Here is a 14,477-nt window from a genome sequence, read left to right as displayed (position 1 = left end):
GCCTCTATTCTCAAGTGCGTAATTAGTAATAAGTGGTATGTTTGGTATTTTTGCTAATACGAGTACCAGCTGTACCTTTTACGATCTCAACAATGTCAGACAACGAACCAATCACAGCATCTTTGCCAGTGTGATTAACAAAGTTTATTGTCGCTTGCACTTTTGGTCCCATTGAACCTGAAGCAAACTGTAGTTTGCTGAGTTCATCGGGGTGAATTTGGGCAATCGCTTGTTGATCGGGTTTTCCCCAGTTAAGGAAGACAGCAGAAACATCGGTTGCAATGATAAATAAATCCGCTTCAATATTTTCTGCCAGCAAAGCAGAACATAAATCTTTATCAATCACCGCTTCCACCCCATGTAGTGAGCCTTGCTCATCATAATAGGTTGGAATACCGCCACCACCGGCACAAATCACAATACTGCCTTTTTCTAATAACCATTTTACAGGGCGAATTTCAAAAATACGTTTTGGTAATGGGCTTGGCACAACACGGCGATATTTATCGCCATCTTGAGCGATTGTCCAATTTTTTTCTTTTGCCAAACGTTCAGCCTCGTGTTTGGTATAAACAGGACCAATCGGTTTAGTCGGGTGTTGGAACGCAGGATCATTTTTATCCACTTCCACTTGGGATAATATGGTAGCAAACGGTACCTCAAATGGTACTAAATTACCCAATTCCTGTTGAATCATATAACCAATCATCCCCACCGATTCCGCCCCTAACACATCAAGCGGATAAGTCGGCACGTCTTTATAAGCTGCCCCTTGTAAGGCAAGTAAACCCACTTGCGGACCGTTACCATGAGCGATGATTAATTCATTATGGGGATAGATTTTAGCAATCTGTTCACAAGCAATACGTACATTTTGCCGTTGGTTTTCTGCGGTCAACGGCTCTCCACGGCGTAATAACGCATTTCCCCCTAGAGCAATCACAATTCGCATATTTCCTCCTAAGCCAAGCTGGCAACCATCACAGCTTTAATGGTGTGCATACGGTTTTCCGCTTGTTCAAATGCCACATTCATTGGTGACTCAAATACATCTTCAGTCACTTCAATACCATTGGCTAGTGCGGGGTATTTTTCGGCAATTTGTTTACCAACTTTTGTTTCGCTGTTATGGAACGCAGGCAAACAGTGCATAAATTTCACTTTAGGATTGCCAGAGCGTTTCATTAATTCAGGCGTGACTTGATAAGGCATTAACAAATCAATTCGTTTACCCCAACTATCTAAAGGTTCACCCATTGATACCCACACATCGGTATGGACAAAATCTACCCCTTTCACCGCACGATCAATATCGTCTGTCACGGTAATTCTTGCTCCACTTTGTTGGGCAAATTTTTCGCACATTGCCACTAGTTCTGCTTCAGGCAAGAGTTCTTTCGGACCACAAATACGTACGTCCATACCTAATTTCGCCCCAATTAATAATAGAGAATTCCCCATATTATTACGTGCATCACCGATATAAACATAGCTAATTTGATTTAATGGTTTGTCACAATGTTCAATCATGGTCAACACATCAGCAAGCATTTGGGTTGGGTGAAATTCATCGGTTAGTCCATTAAAGACAGGCACACCCGCATATTCAGCCAATTCATTAACAATACTTTGTTTAAAACCACGATATTCAATTGCATCATACATACGCCCCAATACCCGAGCGGTGTCTTTCATGCTTTCTTTGTGTCCGATTTGGGAAGAATTTGGATCGATATAAGTAACATTTGCCCCTTGGTCATAGGCAGCGACTTCAAAGGCACAACGTGTACGTGTTGATGTTTTTTCAAAAATTAATGCAATATTTTTACCTTTCAGCTTTTGTTGTTCAGTGCCTGCGTATTTCGCCCGTTTTAAATCACGAGAAAGATCAAGCAAATAACGAATTTCACGTTCAGAATGATTAACAAGACTGAGTAAGTGTCTGTTTTTGATATTAAAAGCCATAATATTTCTCCTATAGATAAGTGATATAATTCAAAAGTATCTACTTTTGATTTCAATTTTATTGTAAAGCGTAATAAATTAAATTTGCTGCAATTTTAGCAAAACTATTGTAAAGATTTGCAATAAAATAAGAGAAAAAATGAAATATTTCGCATTTTATGCGAGAAATAAAATAAATGGGAAAATTCTTTTTTGTTTGATTATAATCTTATCTATCATCACGAACGAAAAGGAAAAACAATGCAACAAAAATCTATTTGTTTTATCGGTGGCGGCAATATGGCACAAGCTATAGTGTTTGGTTTATTGAAAACTGGCTATCCTGCTAACTTGATTACGGTGTGTGATCCTAATGAAGATAAACGATCGTTATTTACAGAAAAAAAAGTGTTATTTTCGACCGATAACCAAACCACAGTAGAAAAGAGCGATGTCATGGTATTAGCGGTTAAACCTCAAGTGGCAAGTGACGTTTGCTCCGCATTAAGTGCGGTGGATTTTTCTGAAAAATTAGTGATTTCTATTATGGCAGCCATTTCAGTGGAAAAAATCACCGCACTTTTATTCCATGCGGATAACATTGTACGAGTCATGCCAAATACACCCGCATTAGTTTCTACGGGGATGTCTGGCTTATTTGCTCGGGCGAATGTTTCAATGGAATATAAACAATTTGCTGAACGTCTATTACAAGCGGTAGGACAAACTTGTTGGGTCGATAATGAAAGCGATATGCATACCGTAACTGCAGCCTCAGGTTCCAGTCCAGCCTATTTTTTCTTATTTATGGAAGCCATGCAGCAAGCGTTGCTAAAAATGGGATTAAGTGCATCACAAGCTCGTTTATTAGTGCAACAATCAGCTTTAGGTGCCGCTAACATGGTGGTGGAAAATCCAACGGTTGAATTAGCTACTTTAAGACAAAATGTGACATCAAAGGGTGGAACAACGGCGGCAGCGTTAAATGTGTTTGATGAGAAACAGTTAGGACAGATTGTGGAACAGGCGATGTTGGCTTGTGTTGAGCGCTCAAAAGAAATGGAGAAGTTGTTTTAGAATAACGCTCGCTCCCCTAAAAAAGGGGAGCAAAAAGTCACTTATTGCCGATAATTTTCCAAAAAACGTGCGAATTTACTTAACGCATCTTCTAAGGTGGAAACATGTGGAAGTGTCACAATACGGAAATGATCAGGGGCATGCCAGTTGAAACCACGACCGTGTACCAATAATACTTTTTCCTGACGCAACAAATCTAACACCATTTTCTCATCATCATAAATATTGAATTTTTTGATGTCGATTTTCGGGAACATATACATGGCACCGTTCGGCTTTACACAACTGACACCCGAAATTTGGTTAATCAATTCATAAGCACGGTTGCGTTGTTCCAATAAACGTCCACCCGGCAAAATATATTCATTAATGCTTTGATAACCGCCGAGAGCGGTTTGAATCGCATGTTGCATTGGGTGATTGGCACATAAACGCATAGAAGCCAGCATATCCAAGCCTTCAATGTAACCTTTAGCGTGTTTTTTCGGACCATTTAAAATCATCCAACCTTGACGGAAACCTGCCACTCGATAGGCTTTAGATAAGCCGTTAAAGGTAATGGTTAATAAATCTGGTGCAAGGGCGGCAATGTGATGATGAACCGCATTGTCATATAAAATTTTGTCGTAAATTTCATCGGCGAAAATGATTAAGCCGTGTTGACGAGCGATTTCCACGATTTGTTCAAGCACTTCTTTACTATATACTGCACCCGTTGGGTTGTTTGGATTAATTACCACGATAGCTTTGGTGCGAGATGTAATTTTGCTTTTAATATCTTCTAAATCAGGGAACCAATCAGAGGATTCATCACACATATAATGCACCGCTTTACCGCCTGCCAACGTGGCTGCTGCTGTCCAAAGTGGATAATCAGGCATTGGAATTAATACTTCATCGCCATTATTCAACAAGGCTTGCAATGACATGGTAATCAGTTCAGAAACACCATTGCCGATATACACATCATTCACCGTTGCCCCTAAAATATGTTTTGATTGATAATATTGCACAATAGCTTTACGGGCGGAGTAAATCCCTTTGGAATCACAATAACCTTGGGCAGATGGAAGATTGCGTAAAATATCCACTAATACTTCGTCGGGAGCTTCAAAACCGAAAGGAGCAGGGTTACCAATATTGAGTTTTAAAATTTTATTGCCTTCTTCTTCTAAACGAAGTGCTTCTTGATGAACCGGTCCACGAATATCATAGCAGACATGTTCTAATTTATCTGATTTAGGAAAGAATTCCATAATATGTCCTTAGATTGCTGAAAAAATAACAAAAACTAATCGCACTTTACCCCGATTTTCAACAGAAAAAAAGATTTACTAAAAAATTTTTTTTATTTGCGGTAGAATAAGCGCTATTTTAACGACTATTTTTAAATAAAATTTAATGGAAAACCTGTGTTCAGGCTTGATTAAACAAATTCAAGCCCATAAATTATCTGCACTTTCTACGATTACGTATTTTAAATCTGAAATGCGGCTCACTGTGGAACTATTGGCATGGCTGAAAGCACAAGAAATGTATCCGCAATTTTACTTAAATTATCGTGATGAATCTATCACTATTGCGAGTCTAGGCAGAGTGCGGTTATTTTCTGATGAAAAGATGGCTCAACAGTTTGTACAACAGCAAGACTTGCCCCTTGTCGGTGGATTGACCTTTAGTAAACAAGCCAAATTTTGGTTGCCAAGGTTATTATTAGAAAATGTCGATAATATCTTGCATGTGACGATCTACTTTGATAATCAGCAGGACTTTGCCACAGAACAGCACGCCTGTTTACAAGCCGCAAAAACTTTAGAAAAATTCACCGCACTTCAATCGGTTAAGCAAGTGGTACATAAAATCGGACAAAAGGCGAATACTGAAGTCTGGACTAACTGGATTGAACAAGGGTTGGCAGAGATTAAACAAGGGCATTTGAGTAAGGTCGTGCTGGCCAATCAAACGGAATTTTTGTCTGACCAACCTATTGATGCAAAAGATTTTTTAGCGGAGAGTGAACAACAAAATACTGGCTGTTATCATTTTTTATTGGCAGAACAAGCAGAATGTGCCTTTGTAGGATCAACGCCTGAGCGTTTATATACCCGCCAAGGTCAGCATATACAAACTGAAGCTTTGGCAGGTACAGCGACGATTACCGATAATCCACAATATAATCAACAGCAGACGGACTGGTTATTAAACGATCGCAAAAACGATCACGAAAATCGCTTAGTGGTGCAAGGCATTTGCGAGAATCTACAGCCTTATGTGAATCACATTGCAGTATGTGATGTGGAAGTGAAACAGTTACGTCAAGTGCAACATTTACGCCGTTGTATTCAGGCGGAGTTAAAAAATAACGTAGCGGATGGGGTCTGTTTGCAAACCATTCATCCAAGTGCTGCCGTATCTGGTTTACCTCAGCAAAGTGCGGTGCAATTTTTGCAAAAAACTGAAAATTTTGACCGCAGTTGGTATGCCGGTACGTTAGGTATTATGCGAAAATTGCAAGCAGAATTTTGTGTGGCTATTCGTTCTGCTTTTATTGAACAGCAAGGCGAACAAAGTAAAATTCGTATTTTTGCTGGTGCAGGCATTGTGGAGGGTTCGGTTCCCCTGTTAGAATGGAAAGAAATTGAACGTAAAGCATCAAGTTTATTAAGCTTATTAACCATTGAATAAATGCATTAGCCCAAAATATTAAAAACGGAGAGCAATATGTCAGCAGTGAGTACCTTTAACCGTTGTTGGTCGAAAGTGATTTTAGAAAGCCTGATTCGTCAAGGTGTACAACATTTTTGTATTGCCCCGGGGTCGCGTTCAACCCCTTTAACCTTAGAAGCAGTACGTTTACAAACTAACGGTAAAGCCATTTGCCATACGCATTTTGATGAACGTGGTTTAGGCTTTTTTGCTCTCGGATTGGCGAAATCAAGTCAAACACCGGTTGCGGTGATTGTGACCTCCGGTACGGCAGCTGCCAATTTATATCCAGCCATTATTGAAGCTCGTCAAAGTGCGGTCAATTTAATTGTATTAACTGCCGATCGACCTGATGAATTATTAGAGTGCGGTGCAAATCAAGCCATTTTACAAGCCAATATGTTTGCGCATTATCCTGTTGCAACGGTCAATTTGCCACGCCCAAGTCAAGATTATGCGGTGAAATGGTTAGTTTCAACCTTGGATCAGGCCTGTTATAAACAAACTGGACAAGCGGGTGTGGTGCATATTAATGTACCTTTTGCGGAGCCGCTGTATGACGCTCAAGTGAGTGAAATTGATAGCCATACTTGGTTAGCACCGGTTCAACGTTGGTTGCTTCAAACGAAAACGTGGTCGGAACATCAACATGTGCAACAAGAAGTGATAATGCATGAACATTGGGACGATTGGCGGACGAAAAAAGGTATTGTGGTGGTGGGACAGTTACCGCAGAAACAAGCTATGGGTGTGAAAAACTGGGCGGATAGCCTAGGTTGGATTTTGTTAACCGATGTTCAATCCAATGTAGAGCCGAGTTTACCTTATGCGGATATTTGGTTAGCCAATAAAACGGTGCGAGAAAAATTATTACATGCAGATATTGTGGTGCAATTTGGTTCACGTTTTGTGAGCAAGCGGATTAACCAATTATTAGCCAGTTTTAAGGGGGCTTTTTGGGTGGTAGAAGAAAGCATAGAACGTGTGGATCCCCATCATCATCAACAGATACGTTTTCATGCCAAAGTACATCATTGGTTACGAGCTCATCCAGCATTACGGCAAAAATCTTGGTTACTTGAACCCTTGGCGTTGTCTAACTTCTGTGCCGGTTTTATTGAACAACAAGTGGGCGGTGGATTAAACGAAGCATCTTTAGCACATCATATTGAACGCATTTTACCGAAAAATTGTGCGTTGTTTTTAGGTAACAGTTTATTTGTACGATTAGTAGATGCGTTAGCCAAATTATCAGATAGTTATCCGGTTTATACTAACCGCGGTGCCAGTGGTATTGACGGTTTATTAGCGACAGCGGTGGGTGTGGGGATTGGTGGTCATCAACCCGTGGCAGTTGTATTAGGTGATATGTCAGCCTTGTATGATATTAATTCATTGGCATTATTCAAAAAAGTAAGTCAGCCAACGGTGATTTTTATTATTAATAATAATGGCGGTGCCATTTTTGATATGTTGCCAGTAGAACAAGATGTTAAAAATGCATTCTATCGTTTACCACATCAAGCAGAATTTGCTCAAGCGGCTTCCATGTTTGATTTAAAATATGCACGCCCTTACACATGGGCAGATTTAGGTTCGGTGTTAAAACAAGCTTATTCACGTAAAGAGACCACTGTGATTGAAATTAAAGTAAACCCGAGTGATGGTAGTAATATTTATAAACGCTTGATTGAACAAATTAGTTATGCAGTGATAGGCACTTAAATGGTTTTTGAATGAGAAAGGTGAAAATTATTTTTCACCTTTTCTTATATAGCGAAGTTATGTAACATTATGCTTATTTACATCCAAGCATTATTGCGAATAATACCGACGGCAATGCCTTCTACTTCAAATTGTTCTTGTTCCCGTAAATTGACAACAATCGGTTCGAATTCTTCATTTTCTGGGTGTAAATAAATGACATCACCTTTACGTTCCAAACGTTTAACTGTCACTTCGTCTTCAATGCGAGCTACGATGACTTGACCATTCCGTACATCTTTAGTGCTGTGTACGGCTAATAGGTCGCCATCTAAGATACCGATATCTTTCATGGATTGCCCGCTCACTTTGAGTAAAAAGTCCGCTTGTGGTTTGAACATCTCAGGATCTACTTTGTAAGTGCCTTCAATATGTTGTTCTGCTAAAATTGGTTCACCGGCAGCGACACGACCGATTAATGGTAAACCTTCTATTTCGTCTTCATCATTAGACGAAAGCAGTAAACGAATACCACGGGACATTCCCGGCACCATTTCAATTGCCCCTTTACGGGCTAAGGCTTTCAAATGTTCTTCGGCGGCATTAGGCGATTTAAAGCCTAATTCTCTTGAAATTTCTGCACGGGTTGGTGGTACGCCAGCAGTTTCAAGGTGATGCTTTAAGAAGTCGTAGACTTCCTGTTGGCGAATGGTTAAATTTTTGCTTAAAGTTCTCATAACGTTCCCTTTCCTTTTTATGTTATTTCGTACAGTTTAAGTGAAATTATATACAGACTGAGATAAATTGCAATAGAAAAGTTTGTTTTTTCTCACGAGAGCAAGTAAATGAACGTAATATCGCAAATTTTTCTGAAAAGCACTTAAAATTTTGTTACAATTTCTCAAATATTTTTGATTATCTAAGGAAGTTTTAATGTCTGTATTAGGACGTATTCACTCGTTTGAGTCTTGTGGCACGGTGGATGGACCGGGGATTCGTTTTATTTTGTTTATGCAAGGCTGTTTGATGCGTTGTAAGTATTGCCATAACCGTGATACTTGGGACTTGGATGGCGGTCGTGAGATCACGGTTGAAGAATTAATGAAAGAGGTGGTGAGCTATAAACATTTTATGAACGCTACGGGGGGCGGTGTGACAGCATCGGGCGGGGAAGCTATTTTACAAGCAGAATTTGTGCGTGATTGGTTCCGTGCTTGTAAAGCAGAAAGCATTAATACCTGCTTAGATACTAACGGTTTTGTACGTGCTTATACGCCAGTGATTGATGAATTATTAGATGTTACTGATTTAGTTTTATTGGATTTAAAACAGCTTAACGATAAAATTCACCAAAATTTGATTGGCGTGCCGAATAAACGTACCCTTGAATTTGCTAAATATTTACAAAAACGCAATATTCCCACTTGGGTACGTTATGTGGTGGTGCCAGGCTATACAGATGCGGATGAAGACGTGCATTTGTTAGGACAATTTATTGAAGGCATGACGAACATTGAAAAAGTGGAATTATTGCCATACCACCGTCTTGGAGCACATAAATGGAAAACCTTAGGGGTGGAATATGAGCTAGAAGATGTGTTACCACCGACGAAAGAAAGCCTCGGGCATATTCAGCAAATTTTAGAAGGATATGGACATATTGTGAAGTTTTAATAAAATACCGAGTTTTAATAATACTCGGTATTTTCATATGACACTAGAGAATCATGCCAGCAGCTATTGTGTGATAGGTTGCTTCATCAATTAAAATAAAAGAGCCCGTAGCGGGGTTTCTTGCATAAGTAGTCGCGGTAATGGGTTTTTGTAATTTAATTTGTACTTCACCAATATCATTGAGGATGAATTGTTCTGATTCATGGGACTTACTTAATGTTTTCACATCTAACACATGATCGATCTGACTAACTTTGGCAAACACGGTTTGCGTACTGTGTTTTAATAAATATTTCCGTGCCAGATTTAATGGACGTTGATCAAACCAGCAAAGGGTTGCTGTTAGTGCTTGGGTGGATTGAGTTGTTGAATTTTCCGCCACAAAACTATCCCCACGAGAAATATCAATATCATCGGCTAAACGAATTGTCACCTGTTCACCAGCAAAAGCTTGTTGCACAATGCCATTTGGGCTAATAATCTCGACCACTTGAGAAATATAACCATTTGGTTCAATACGTACTTTGTCACCGGTTTTGATTGAACCGGCTTCAATACGTCCTTGATAACCACGGAAATCATCGGCTTTATCTTGATCTAACCGACTGACCAATTGGACTGGAAAATGGAAGTCTTGTGGTTGAGTGGAAAGATTTTCATTGCTAGGTAAATTTTCTAAAATGGTTAATAAGGCTTCACCTTGATACCATGGTGTGCGCTCGCTTTTATGGACGATATTATCCCCTTGTAACGCAGATACTGGTACAAACTGTACATTATTAATCGCAAGTTGATTGGCTAGTTTATGGTAAGCCATGACAATCGCATTAAATTTGTGTTGATCAAAATCAAGCAAATCCATTTTATTGACGGCGACCAAAATATGGGGTGTACCCAGATGTTTTAAAATGGCAGAATGACGTTTTGTTTGGGGTAATAATTGTAATTCTGCTTGAGCAAAATCAAGTTGGGTGGCATCAATTAAGATAACTGCTGCTGCGGCTGTGGATGCACCCGTCACCATATTGCGGGTATATTGTTCATGTCCCGGTGTGTCAGCAATAATAAATTTGCGTTTTGCTGTGGAAAAATAGCGATACGCCACATCAATAGTGATACCTTGTTCACGTTCGGCTTCTAATCCATCGGTAAGAATCGAAAAATCAATTACTTCACCATTATTTTTGGATTTATCTAGGCTTAATAATTGGTCACTTAATAGGGCTTTACTATCATATAATAATCGACCGATCAGGGTACTTTTACCGTCATCTACACTGCCAGCAGTGATAAAACGCAGTGGAGCATATTGATTAATAGTGGTTTGGGTCATATTCTGTCTTCCTTTTTTGGGTAAAGTGCGGTTAAAAATAACCTTGTTTTTTACGTTGTTCCATGGCAGCTTCGCTAGTGCGATCGTCCATTCGTGTGGCAGAACGTTCGGAAATTTCCGCGACAGCGGTTTCTTTAATAATCTCACTTGGCGTACTCGCCGTACTGGCAACAGGGCAAGTACAGCTAATATCACCGACGGTTCTAAAGCGTACAGAACGCCATTCACTTTGTTCATTAGGTCGTTTGGGCGTTAATGGCGTGACCGGCACGAGTAAACCGTGACGTTCTACCACTTCACGTTGATGAGCATAGTAAATCGGTGGTAGTTCAAGTTTTTCTCGTTCAATATATTGCCAAATATCTAATTCCGTCCAGTTAGAAATTGGGAACACTCGCATATTCTCACCTTTGTGTAATTTTGCGTTATACAGTGACCAAAGCTCTGGGCGTTGTGCTTTGGGATCCCATTGTCCAAATTCATCACGGAAAGAAAAAATGCGTTCTTTGGCACGGGCTTTTTCTTCATCCCGTCTGGCACCTCCCATTAACGCATCAAAACCATTGGCTTCAATGGTTTCTAACAGTGTTACGGCTTGTGCAGCATTGCGAGAGTCGGTTTCTTTGCGTAATACTACCGTACCTTTGGCAATTGATTCTTCCACATGTCCCACAACCAAATGAGCATTGAGTTTTTTCACTTGCTCATCACGAAATTGAATGACTTCAGGATAATTATGCCCCGTGTCAATATGCACCAAAGGAAAAGGCAACACCAATTCACGCCCTTCCAGTTGGAATGCTTTGCGAGCTAATGCTAATAAAACTACTGAGTCTTTTCCCCCTGAAAACAACAGAGCTGGATGGCTACATTCTGCCACCACTTCACGAATAATATAAATCGATTCCGCTTCCAGCCAATCTAAATGCCCGTTTTCAATTTGTTGTGTCATAAGTTTTCCTTTTATTTAATGCTATTATTTATGCAAGCCACATTCTTTACTGTCTTTATTTTCCCACCACCAGCGACCGGCCCGAATATCTTCACCTACCTTCACCGCTTTCGTGCAAGGCTCGCAACCAATACTTGGATAACCCTGTTGGTACAAGCGATTGTAGGGAATATCATATTTCAAAATATACGCCCAAACGTCCAATTCTGACCAATCAAAAATCGGATTATATTTATCAATCCCGCGACTTTCATCTTGTTCGTGAAACGGTAATTCGGTACGTGTCACTGATTGTTCACGACGTTGCCCGGTTAGCCAACAATCCGCATCTTGCAACGCTCGATTTAAGGGCTCAATTTTGCGAATAAAACAACATTCACGGCGTAATTCCACACTTTCATAAAAAGCATAGCGTCCCTTTTGCTCATCATAAGCAAGGGCTTTTTCAGAGTTTGGTGTGTACAGTTGAAAATCAAGATCAGGATAATTGGTTTTTACCATATCCACTAATTCAAGGGTTTCTGGATTTAATCGCCCAGTTTCAAGGGTAAATACCACAATTTTGGCCTTGCTTTTGGCAATCACATCGGTAATAACCATATCTTCCACCGCAAGGCTACTGGCAAATTTGGCATTTTGTTGATGCTGCGCAATTTGCGCAATACGTTGAAAAAGTGCGGTTTCTTTTTCTGTAATTTTGGCAAAATCTCGCGCATCTAAGCGTGGAATTTTCCATAGATCAGGTTTTAAAAAAGACATATTTCCCCACTAAAATAAAAAAATAAATTAAACCAGAGCAGACAGATGCCCTTAATAATTACAGGGTATTTTAAAAATAACCTGCACAGTTTTAAAATAATAAATACGCATAGGTTATTTCTTTTTAGAATAAAAAATAAATATATTATTAATATAAATACTCTGTTTTTCATCTTATTCCAAAAAGAAATAAAATAAAATTTTTAATTCTTTTGCAAAAACAAAATTTCTCGTTACATTCTCAACTACGCTAAATTTGTAGCGAAATATATTCAACTATTTTTTGACCTTTACAACCTTATCTTGCGGGAGAACATTATGAAATTTGCTAAAAAATTATTAACTGCAACCATACTAGCTACCTTGGTTAGTTCTGCGTATGCAAAAGACTTACTTAATGTATCTTACGATCCGACTCGTGAACTATATAAAGAATACAATACGTTATTTGAACAGCACTGGGAAAAAGAAACGGGGGAGAAAATTACCATTAAAGCTTCCCACGGTGGCTCAAGCAAACAAGCACGTTCTGTAATTGATGGCTTACAAGCTGATGTCGTCACGTTGGCAATGTCAGGAGATATTGATGCTTTAAACAGTAATCGACAATTACTTGATCCAAAATGGCAAGAACGTTTGGCACACAACAGTACGCCTTATACATCGACTATCGTATTCTTGGTACGTAAAGGCAATCCGAAAAATATCAAAGATTGGGATGATTTAACCAAAGATGACAAATTAGAAGTGATTACTCCGAATCCGAAAACATCTGGTGGTGCACGTTGGAACTTCTTGGCTGCTTGGGCGTTTGCTAAAGAAAAATACGGTTCAGATGAAAAAGCATTGGATTTTGTCACCCAAATATACAAGCAAACGCCAGTGTTAGATACTGGTGCACGTGGTGCGACAATGACTTTCGTACAACGTAAAAAAGGTGATGTATTGCTGGCATGGGAAAACGAAGCCTATTTAGCCTTAAATGAAGAAGGCGGCGACCAACTTGAAATCGTGACTCCAAGCATTTCTATTGTGGCAGAGCCACCTGTTGCCGTAGTAGATTCCGTGGTAGATAAAAAAGGTACTCGCAAAGAAGCGGAAGCCTATTTGAAATACCTGTATAGCGATGACGCACAACGTGTGATAGCTAAAAACTACTATCGACCAACCAACCCTGAAATCTTAAAAGAATTTAGCAGCACCTTTGCGGATGTGAAATTATTCTATCTCAAGGATGTGTTTGGTGTAGGTTGGGACGTGGTTCAACCGAAATATTTTGATGACGGTGGTGTCTTTGACAAGATTTTAGAGAAGATTCACCAGTAGTTTTTTTATATAGGTTATGAATATAGCTAAGTTATTTATATGTAAAGGAAGATCTATGTATCTTTGTGCTGATTAACAGAGTGTAATTGGGGGAGGACGTGTGTTCTCCGTTACGAATATCACCAAATTTTGCATATTTTAACATTAGCTATATTCTTTCTTTGAGTATTCCATTATTATCGGAAATTTTTATGGCACAAACTCGCATTATTCCGGGGTTTAATCTAACCTTGGGTTATTCCATCACATTTCTAAGCATTGTCGTGCTGATTCCGTTGGCGGGATTGTTTCTGTTTTCCGCCCAAATTTCAGCGGATCAATTGTGGAAATTGGTGAGCAGTCGTCAATTATTGCTGGCACTGGGCGTGTCCTTGAAAACTGCCTTTTGGGCTGCAGTCGCCAATGGTGTTATTGGACTTTTGCTGGCGTGGGTGCTGGTGCGTTATCAATTTTGGGGCAAACGTTGGATCGATACCTTTATTGACATGCCTTTCGCCTTGCCAACCGCGGTGGCTGGTATTTCTTTAACTAGTATTTATGCAGAACAAGGTGCTATCGGGCAATTTTTTAATTTTGAAATCGCTTATACATCTGTTGGTATTAGCCTCGCTTTACTTTTTGTTACTTTACCTTTTGTTGTGCGTACTATTCAGCCTGTGTTGGCGGATTTGCCGAAAGAAACCGAAGAAGCCGCCTATATTTTAGGCGCAAGTCGTTTTCAAACTTTTCGTCATGTGATTTTTCCTGCCCTGTTGCCAGCTTGGATTACAGGCTTTACCCTTGCTTTTGCACGAGGCGTAGGGGAATATGGTTCAGTGGTGTTTATTTCAGGTAATATTCCCTTTAAAACGGAAATTTTACCCCTGTTGATTGTGGCAAAATTGGATCAATATGATTATGTGGGGGCAGCCACCATAGGCGTGTTAATGCTAGTGATTTCCTTTGTATTGCTATTTATGATTAACCAAATTCAGCGTTATTTTGCGCAACGAACCAAATAAG

Annotated in this window: 13 protein-coding genes; 6 read left to right on the top strand and 7 right to left on the bottom strand. The window is 39.6% G+C overall.

Annotated elements, in window-relative coordinates; all coding sequences use genetic code 11:
* Positions 1 to 22: 22 nt before the first annotated feature.
* Together arcC and O1Q79_RS06490 are read right to left on the bottom strand one after the other, a co-directional pair.
* Positions 23 to 952, bottom strand: a complete 930-nt coding sequence (gene arcC / locus O1Q79_RS06495) for a carbamate kinase (protein WP_386687302.1) — start codon at positions 950 to 952, stop codon at positions 23 to 25.
* Between the two features lie 8 nt (positions 953 to 960).
* Positions 961 to 1,965 (bottom strand): ornithine carbamoyltransferase, encoded by a 1,005-nt coding sequence (locus O1Q79_RS06490; RefSeq protein WP_386691034.1) that lies wholly within the window; start codon positions 1,963 to 1,965, stop codon positions 961 to 963.
* Between the two features lie 240 nt (positions 1,966 to 2,205).
* On the opposite strand from O1Q79_RS06490, the gene proC reads away from it, so the two are divergent.
* Positions 2,206 to 3,021, top strand: coding sequence for a pyrroline-5-carboxylate reductase (gene proC, locus O1Q79_RS06485; RefSeq protein ID WP_386691031.1), 816 nt, complete (start codon positions 2,206 to 2,208; stop codon positions 3,019 to 3,021).
* A gap of 41 nt (positions 3,022 to 3,062) precedes the next feature.
* On the opposite strand, the gene O1Q79_RS06480 is transcribed toward proC, so the two are convergent.
* Entirely contained in the window at positions 3,063 to 4,277 is a 1,215-nt protein-coding gene (locus O1Q79_RS06480; RefSeq protein ID WP_386691027.1) for a pyridoxal phosphate-dependent aminotransferase, read from the bottom strand.
* A gap of 145 nt (positions 4,278 to 4,422) precedes the next feature.
* Here O1Q79_RS06480 and O1Q79_RS06475 point away from each other — a divergent pair, with 145 nt between their 5' ends.
* On the top strand, positions 4,423 to 5,706 hold the full coding sequence (locus O1Q79_RS06475) for an isochorismate synthase MenF (RefSeq protein WP_386691025.1): 1,284 nt from the start codon (positions 4,423 to 4,425) through the stop codon (positions 5,704 to 5,706).
* 36 nt (positions 5,707 to 5,742) lie between these two features.
* Positions 5,743 to 7,452: a 2-succinyl-5-enolpyruvyl-6-hydroxy-3-cyclohexene-1-carboxylic-acid synthase gene (menD, locus tag O1Q79_RS06470; RefSeq protein ID WP_386691022.1), complete on the top strand. Its 1,710-nt coding sequence runs from the start codon at positions 5,743 to 5,745 to the stop codon at positions 7,450 to 7,452.
* 77 nt (positions 7,453 to 7,529) lie between these two features.
* On the opposite strand, the gene lexA is transcribed toward menD, so the two are convergent.
* Entirely contained in the window at positions 7,530 to 8,168 is a 639-nt protein-coding gene (gene lexA / locus O1Q79_RS06465) for a transcriptional repressor LexA (RefSeq protein WP_132301942.1), read from the bottom strand.
* A 196-nt stretch (positions 8,169 to 8,364) separates the two neighbouring features.
* Between lexA and pflA the strand changes: the two genes are divergently transcribed.
* A complete protein-coding gene (pflA, locus tag O1Q79_RS06460; RefSeq protein ID WP_132301940.1) occupies positions 8,365 to 9,105 on the top strand; it encodes a pyruvate formate lyase 1-activating protein in 741 nt (246 codons plus the stop codon).
* Between the two features lie 43 nt (positions 9,106 to 9,148).
* Here the strand turns inward: pflA and O1Q79_RS06455 are convergent, their stop codons facing one another.
* The 3 genes from O1Q79_RS06455 to O1Q79_RS06445 are packed head-to-tail and all read right to left on the bottom strand — an operon-like array spanning position 9,149 to position 12,149.
* On the bottom strand, positions 9,149 to 10,438 hold the full coding sequence (locus tag O1Q79_RS06455) for a sulfate adenylyltransferase subunit 1 (RefSeq protein WP_132301938.1): 1,290 nt from the start codon (positions 10,436 to 10,438) through the stop codon (positions 9,149 to 9,151).
* 31 nt (positions 10,439 to 10,469) lie between these two features.
* Positions 10,470 to 11,390 (bottom strand): sulfate adenylyltransferase subunit CysD, encoded by a 921-nt coding sequence (cysD, locus tag O1Q79_RS06450; RefSeq protein WP_386691017.1) that lies wholly within the window; start codon positions 11,388 to 11,390, stop codon positions 10,470 to 10,472.
* Positions 11,391 to 11,414: 24 nt separating this feature from the next.
* Positions 11,415 to 12,149, bottom strand: coding sequence for a phosphoadenylyl-sulfate reductase (locus O1Q79_RS06445; RefSeq protein ID WP_132301934.1), 735 nt, complete (start codon positions 12,147 to 12,149; stop codon positions 11,415 to 11,417).
* A 318-nt stretch (positions 12,150 to 12,467) separates the two neighbouring features.
* Here O1Q79_RS06445 and O1Q79_RS06440 point away from each other — a divergent pair, with 318 nt between their 5' ends.
* Positions 12,468 to 13,475 carry a sulfate ABC transporter substrate-binding protein gene (locus O1Q79_RS06440; protein WP_386691013.1) on the top strand — a complete coding sequence of 336 codons (1,008 nt, stop codon included), beginning with the start codon at positions 12,468 to 12,470 and terminating at the stop codon, positions 13,473 to 13,475.
* Positions 13,476 to 13,666: 191 nt separating this feature from the next.
* Positions 13,667 to 14,476: a sulfate ABC transporter permease subunit CysT gene (cysT, locus tag O1Q79_RS06435; protein ID WP_132301930.1), complete on the top strand. Its 810-nt coding sequence runs from the start codon at positions 13,667 to 13,669 to the stop codon at positions 14,474 to 14,476.
* Position 14,477: the final 1 nt, after the last annotated feature.

Source organism: Lonepinella sp. MS14434 (assembly GCF_042468235.1).
Lineage (GTDB): Bacteria > Pseudomonadota > Gammaproteobacteria > Enterobacterales > Pasteurellaceae > Lonepinella.
This window is presented reverse-complemented; position numbering and strand designations above follow the sequence as displayed.

Excerpts from the sequence above, each read along its gene's own strand:
- arcC (WP_386687302.1), bottom strand. The coding sequence starts at position 952 with ATGCGAATTGTGATTGCTCTAGGGGGAAATGCGTTATTACGCCGTGGA.
- O1Q79_RS06490 (WP_386691034.1), bottom strand. The coding sequence starts at position 1,965 with ATGGCTTTTAATATCAAAAACAGACACTTACTCAGTCTTGTTAATCAT.
- proC (WP_386691031.1), top strand. The coding sequence starts at position 2,206 with ATGCAACAAAAATCTATTTGTTTTATCGGTGGCGGCAATATGGCACAA.
- O1Q79_RS06480 (WP_386691027.1), bottom strand. The coding sequence starts at position 4,277 with ATGGAATTCTTTCCTAAATCAGATAAATTAGAACATGTCTGCTATGAT.
- O1Q79_RS06475 (WP_386691025.1), top strand. The coding sequence starts at position 4,423 with ATGGAAAACCTGTGTTCAGGCTTGATTAAACAAATTCAAGCCCATAAA.
- menD (WP_386691022.1), top strand. The coding sequence starts at position 5,743 with ATGTCAGCAGTGAGTACCTTTAACCGTTGTTGGTCGAAAGTGATTTTA.
- lexA (WP_132301942.1), bottom strand. The coding sequence starts at position 8,168 with ATGAGAACTTTAAGCAAAAATTTAACCATTCGCCAACAGGAAGTCTAC.
- pflA (WP_132301940.1), top strand. The coding sequence starts at position 8,365 with ATGTCTGTATTAGGACGTATTCACTCGTTTGAGTCTTGTGGCACGGTG.
- O1Q79_RS06455 (WP_132301938.1), bottom strand. The coding sequence starts at position 10,438 with ATGACCCAAACCACTATTAATCAATATGCTCCACTGCGTTTTATCACT.
- cysD (WP_386691017.1), bottom strand. The coding sequence starts at position 11,390 with ATGACACAACAAATTGAAAACGGGCATTTAGATTGGCTGGAAGCGGAA.
- O1Q79_RS06445 (WP_132301934.1), bottom strand. The coding sequence starts at position 12,149 with ATGTCTTTTTTAAAACCTGATCTATGGAAAATTCCACGCTTAGATGCG.
- O1Q79_RS06440 (WP_386691013.1), top strand. The coding sequence starts at position 12,468 with ATGAAATTTGCTAAAAAATTATTAACTGCAACCATACTAGCTACCTTG.
- cysT (WP_132301930.1), top strand. The coding sequence starts at position 13,667 with ATGGCACAAACTCGCATTATTCCGGGGTTTAATCTAACCTTGGGTTAT.